Origin of the sequence: Moorena sp. SIO2C4 (assembly GCF_010672485.1) — a bacterium.
GTDB classification, from domain to species: Bacteria; Cyanobacteriota; Cyanobacteriia; order Cyanobacteriales; family Coleofasciculaceae; genus Moorena; species Moorena producens.
In genome coordinates this window covers 1-4321 of the sequence record NZ_JAAHGN010000643.1, presented here as the reverse complement: position 1 = coordinate 4321, position 4321 = coordinate 1, and the positions used below count along the sequence as shown (strand labels likewise).

The window sequence follows — 4321 nt, the reverse complement described above, 5'->3', positions numbered from 1 at the left end:
TCTTCCTGAGTGAGCTGGCTTAAATGATCCAGGAGGGCTTGTGGATCATAGACTTGCCGATCTAAGAGAACAGGAGTTTGCACAGTTTATTGAGTAGATGTTTTTGTTCCTCGTTAATTGTAGCGGCTGGCAAACAGTAAAGCATCGGCTTCCAAACAACTTTATTTTTGCCGGGTACTTTCAGCTATTTTGTATAAAGTTTACTTGACAAAATAAAGGTTCAATGTATCAGTAATGTAACTACAGCAATTTTAAATTGGGTGAGGTTTTTAGGGAACACAGAACAGAGAACACAGAACACAGAACACAGAACACAGAACACAGAACAGGCAATAGAGATGCCCTGCATCAAGACAGGCATCTTGCCTGTGATCAATGAGTAGAACAGGCATCTTGCCTGTGATCAATTAGTAGAACAGGCATCTTGGCTGTGATCAATGAGTAGAACAGGCATCTTGCCTGTGATCAATGAGTAGAACAGGCATCTTGCCTGTGATCAATGAGTAGAACAGGCATCTTGCCTGTGATCAATGAGTAGAACAGGCATCTTGCCTGTGATCAATGAGTAGAACAGGCATCTTGCCTGTGATCAATTAGTAGAACAGGCATCTTGCCTGTGATCAATGAGTAGAACAGGCATCTTGGGGTGCATCTCATTTTTGCTGTTTGACACAGTGGTGCGTTACGGGCAGCAACATAACCCTAGCTACGAAGCGGAAAATGAGCCCCCCCTAACGCACCCTACGCAACTTTTTTACTGTGATCAATGAGTAGAACAGGCATCTTGCCTGTGATCAATGAGTAGAACAGGCATCTTGGCTGTGATCAATGAGTAGAACAGGCATCTTGGCTGTGATCAATGAGTAGAACAGGCATCTTGGCTGTGATCAATGAGTAGAACAGGCATCTTGCCTGTGATCAATGAGTAGAACAGGCATCTTGCCTGTGATCAATGAGTAGAACAGGCATCTTGCCTGTGATCAATGAGTAGAACAGGCATCTTGTGATCAATGAGTAGAACAGGCATCTTGCCTGTGATCAATGAGTAGAACAGGCATCTTGGCTGTGATCAATGAGTAGAACAGGCATCTTGGCTGTGATCAATGAGTAGAACAGGCATCTTGCCTGTGATCAATGAGTAGAACAGGCATCTGGCCTGTGATCAATGAGTAGAACAGGCATCTTGCCCGTGATCAATAAGTAGAACAGGCATCTTGTGATCAATGAGTAGAACAGGCATCTTGGCTGTGATCAATGAGTAGAACAGGCATCTTGCCTGTGATCAATGAGTAGAACAGGCATCTTGGCTGTTGCAATTTTCAGACGAGCTGTCCCAACCATGGCTACCGCGAAAATGAGGGTGAGCCCTGGGGTGGTGCGTTACGGGCAGCAACCTAAACCTGGCGCTCGGTGTTGAACATGATGGCAAGCCCGCCCCTAACGCACCCTAAGCAACTGGGTAATGCCTTCAGCCGATCTGTTACAAAAATATACATGGTGTTTTGAACTGACCTTGGACATAGTTATAAGGGTTTGAGGTTCCAGAAAATTATTCCTAGGGTCAATTTGGGAGTTGAAATTTGCTAAGAAAACTGGCCTCAAATGCTTATCTATTAAGCTTTTCAGGGCTCATGTCACTCCCTCAGATCAACTATAGCATCATTGTCTCTATCGAGAATTGACTTATATGACAGGCCGTAATATATTCAATAGTGGTTTGCTATTACAAGTGTGATGTGTTAAGCCCCGGCGTTTTAACCGGGGGGATGTCTAAGTATTGTAATAAGGATAAAGTACATGAAAGACAAACTTCAGTTTTTGCGAAAACTGCTGATTGCTACCTTGATCAGCATATTTGTTTTGGTCAGCAGTTTCCCTGGGGAAGTTCATGCGGTTTCTAAAAGTCTCATAGAGCTAAACCAAAGGATTGACCTTAGAAAAGCGCCAACGGGTAGGAATTTTAGATTACCTAGACCCGTAAGCATAGGAGAGAAAGAGCGTATTGCTGCTGAGGGTGAGTGTGAGTACCTAGGAAAAAAGGATCGAAAAGAGGGTTCAAATCCGCCGTTGAAATATCCGCAGGTCTTCGATGTTGGTAATGTCGATACACAATTTATTACCTCTGAAACAAAGACAATCACCATCGGAGGTTTAGAGTTCGGAGATATTAATGGTGATGAAACAACAGAAGGAAATTCAATTTCGTATTACCAAATTAGTGGGTCAGACTCCAAATCGTCGGCTCTTCCAACTACTGATCAAATATCACCGACTATCAAGGTTACTCCAAATCAAACCATTAACCTAGAGCTTAAAAATATATTGGAGCCAATTGGCAATGAGCAAGATACAACTGTGAGTAACTTTCACTATCACGGCTTCCACGTTTCACCCCAAGTCGGTTCTGACAATGTCTTGATGAAGCTTCCTGGTTCTAATTATTCTGATAGTGAGTTTGATGATATATACGACGGCGAAACCGCCTACGAAGGCACTGTGACAAATAACCAGTACACAATGGAGGTCAAAGTCCCCTCAAACCATCAGCCTGGCCTCAACTGGTTTCACGCCCATCCCCATGGAAACACTTATGATCATGTCAGGAGGGGTCTAGCAGGTACAATCATCGTTGACGGAATACAGGATTATTACACCTTTCTTAAGAACGGTTTTAAACTTGCAGACGATGGTGATTCAGGACCAATTGACCAAAATCAGGTGATGGTATTTCAAAATTTGACTACTTTGACAAATTATCGGAAAGATGAAACTTGCAAAAAATTCATCATTAATAACCAATACCAACCTTCAATATCAATTCAACCAGGTGAGATTCAGTTCTGGCGTCTGGCTAATCTAGATCCAGTAAACTACCTCAATCTAGTACTAGCTGAAGTTGATGGTGATAAGTATGTACCTCAGCCTCTATTCGTCCTGGCACTAGACAGCTACCCCACTACACAACCATTACTAAAAAAGTCGATTCTGCTACCGCCTGGAAGTCGTGCTGAGGTATTAGTGGGAGTGGAAAAGTTAAAAAATGGGAAGAATTATGAACTAATTTCAATTAATGACGAATATACATTCAACGATCCTGATTATCCAGGCTACACTTTAATCAGCGACTCAATATCTTCATCATATGAAAATGATGAAGATAATTTTGAAGATGTTGTTCTTTACCGATCTATTGCAACTATTACACCTTCTGGAGAAGCTATAGAATACCAAGACTTTAATGATAGTGACAGCTTCAAGACTTACATCGGAAATACAGGAGAACCACTAGACACACAAGGACAAGCGCCTTGGCGATTACTAACTCCTCAGAAACTACTGAAAGTCTCAGGATTAGATGTCTATAAACCAGATAAGCAATTTGAGTTTTCTTTCACCGATAGAAATTGTCAGGTTTCACCAGATAGCAATTCTCCATATTGTGAAGGGGTAGTCGAATTCTGTGATAATGAAACTTTCCCCGGTACTCCGTATGAACAAGCTACAAAGCGTAAGGACTGTAAAAGAGTTCGTGTATTTACAATCGAGGATAAGGGTTTCGGGGAGAAAGGTGCAAACCAGATAGCAGTCCATGCTGGATTGAATGAAGACTGGACTCTGATAAATGCCACTACAGCTCCTCATACATTCCATATTCACCAGACCCATTTCGTGGTCACTACATACGACAATGGAACAATAAACTGGTCACCTAGTGTACCGACATATCGGGATAACATCAATTTGCCACCTAACACAACTGTTACAGTGCGAATTCCCTTTACTGATACCGAAATCGTTACTGGCGGCCGAGATGTTGGCGAATTCGTCTTCCACTGCCATATCCTAGTTCATGAAGATGGTGGAATGATGCGGAAGGTTTGTGCGAGCGAGAATCCTGAGGATAATTGTGTAGAAAATTAGTAACTTTATGTAACTTCTAGAATAAAGTGTCCTAAAAGGACACTTTATTCTTCAAAGAAAGTCTGTTGAAACAACCAGACATTGAAGGCAAACTGAGTTAAGCGAGAACCTACTAGGGAGAGAAATTGTCCAATCCAGATGATCAGAAAAATTCTCATCTAGTTATATACCATTGTCATATTCTTGTCATCTTTTGTGTAACAAAACCTTCTAGGACTTTCCCTTATTGTTCCCCGAAGAATTAAAAAACGCCCGATCGCTTTCTTGTCCCAATATTTCCTGACCAATGGAGGCCAAAACGCGATCGCAATTATCATGGAGAGTATAGAAGGATAAATCGCGATAAATCCGTTCCAAAGGACTCGGTTGAATCATAGCACGAGCGCCACACATCCGAGTA

The 4321-nt window shown here is 42.1% G+C and carries 2 protein-coding genes and 1 pseudogene; 1 reads left to right on the top strand and 2 read right to left on the bottom strand.

The genetic code is table 11. From position 1 onward, the window contains the following. Window positions 1-269: 269 nt before the first annotated feature. Window positions 270-392, bottom strand: a complete 123-nt coding sequence (locus F6K20_RS26270) for a hypothetical protein (protein ID WP_287296598.1) — start codon at window positions 390-392, stop codon at window positions 270-272. Between the two features lie 1405 nt (window positions 393-1797). On the opposite strand from F6K20_RS26270, the gene F6K20_RS26265 reads away from it, so the two are divergent. Continuing rightward, window positions 1798-3921 (top strand): multicopper oxidase family protein, encoded by a 2124-nt coding sequence (locus F6K20_RS26265; RefSeq protein WP_287296596.1) that lies wholly within the window; start codon window positions 1798-1800, stop codon window positions 3919-3921. Between the two features lie 210 nt (window positions 3922-4131). Here F6K20_RS26265 and F6K20_RS26260 read toward each other — a convergent pair. Continuing rightward, window positions 4132-4321, bottom strand: a pseudogene (locus F6K20_RS26260) (hypothetical protein); the annotation flags it as partial.